The organism is Gordonia sp. DT219 (assembly GCF_049847065.1).
In the GTDB taxonomy this organism is placed as follows: Bacteria; Actinomycetota; Actinomycetes; order Mycobacteriales; family Mycobacteriaceae; genus Gordonia.
In genome coordinates this window covers 1-320 of record NZ_JBNCNR010000098.1, presented here as the reverse complement: position 1 = coordinate 320, position 320 = coordinate 1, and the positions used below count along the sequence as shown (strand labels likewise).

At 64.1% G+C, this 320-nt stretch carries 1 protein-coding gene; it reads right to left on the bottom strand.

All coding sequences use genetic code 11. The features are described 5' to 3' along the window. On the bottom strand, positions 1 to 290 hold a 290-nt coding region (locus tag ACPXB3_RS22590), incomplete at its 3' end, for a transposase (RefSeq protein ID WP_425729885.1). Positions 291 to 320 lie beyond the last annotated feature (30 nt).

The window sequence follows — 320 nt, the reverse complement described above, 5'->3', positions numbered from 1 at the left end:
GGTATCGGACTATCGCGCGCCCACACTTGTACGCCACTCAACGCGATCAACCCACGCCGCCCAGGCCGGCGAACCGCATCACGCAGCTGCTCTTTGAGCATGTACGCCTCAAACAGGTCACTGTTGTCGCGGCGCAACTGCTCGACCACATCACGCTGATCTGCGGTTTGCTCGGCGTGACTTTTGCGGACCGCCCACATCGCACCCGCCAGGCCGCCACCGTGAGCGGCCAGGGTACGGCGGCGAACCTTGTCGACCATCGACCCGGCCCACTGAATCATGTGGAACATGTCCAAGCACTGCACCGCCTCCGGTGCCTG